The organism is Pelomonas sp. KK5 (genome assembly GCF_001984095.1).
Taxonomy (GTDB): Bacteria; Pseudomonadota; Gammaproteobacteria; order Burkholderiales; family Burkholderiaceae_C; genus KK5.
In genome coordinates this window covers 1-1,215 of record NZ_LYVQ01000482.1, presented here as the reverse complement: position 1 = coordinate 1,215, position 1,215 = coordinate 1, and the positions used below count along the sequence as shown (strand labels likewise).

Genomic DNA, 1,215 nt, shown 5'->3' with positions numbered 1-1,215 from the left:
TCGCGCAGCTCGGCGCGGACCAGATCGCCGCGCTGAACATCGACCAGCTCTCCGCCCTCAGCTCGCGCCAGATCGCCGGCGCCAGTACCGCGCAACTGGCCGCGCTGTCGGCCGAGCAGTTCAGCTTCCTCGGCACCGGCGCGATCGCCTCGCTGAGCAATGCGCAGATGGCCGCCTTCAACGCCGGCAACATCTCGCTGCTCACCGCCGACCAGGTCGCCCACCTGACGCCCAAGGAACTGGCCGCCCTGTCCGACGCCGCCTTCGCCGCGCTGAACCCCGACCAGCTCGCCGCGCTGACCTCGGTGCAGACCTCCACGCTCTCGGCCCACCAGTACCAGCTGCTGAGCCCGGCCCAGTTCGCCGCCTTGAGCAACAGCGCGCTGCACGTGATCGGCGCCACCGCCACGATGGCGCTCACGCCGGCGCAGATCCAGGCGCTCAGCGCCGACCAGGTCGCCGCCCTGTCGCTGACGGCCTACGCCAACCTCTCGGCCGCCCAGCTCCATGCGATGAGCGCCGACCAGATCGCCGCCATGGGCACCGCCGGCGCCGCCGCGCTGACGATCAAGCAGATCGGCATGCTCGACGCCACGCTGCTGGGCGAATTCACCGCGGCCCAGCTCGGCGCGCTGTCCGCCGGCCAGTTCGCGCAGATCGCGCCGGGCGCGCTGGCCGCGCTGAGCGACGACCAGTTGGCCCTGCTGCAGGCCAAGCAGACCACCGGCCTGACCAGCGCGCAGCTGGTGGCCCTGTCGCCCGACCAGCTGGCCGCGCTCGGCTCCAATGCCCTGAGCGGCCTGCCGGCCAACCAGATCGGCCTGATCAGCGCCGCCCAGATGGCCGCGCTGCAGGCCTCCCAGCTGCAGGGCCTGAGCGCGCTGCAGCTGCATGCGCTGTCGGCTTCGGCGCTGTCCGGCTTGTCCACCGACCAGCTCGGCGGCTTCACCAGCAGCCAGCTGAACAGCTTCAGCGCCACGCAGATCCAGGCCTTCAGCGCCGCGCAGATCGCCGCGCTGAGCACCGGCGCCATCGTCGGGCTCAATGCCGCCAGCGCCGCGGCGCTCGGCACCGGCCAGATCGCCGCGCTGACCGACGCGCAGATGCAGGCGCTCGGCACCGTCGCCGCCCATGCGCTCAGCACCGCCCAGCTGCAGGCGCTCAGCGCCGACCAGGTGGCGCACATGAGCACGCAGGCGCTGGCCGCCCTGGGCT

At 72.8% G+C, this 1,215-nt stretch carries 1 pseudogene; it reads left to right on the top strand.

The annotated features are described in order from the left end of the window. Positions 1 to 1,215 (top strand): annotated as a pseudogene (locus B0W88_RS34125) (heme utilization protein); the annotation flags it as partial.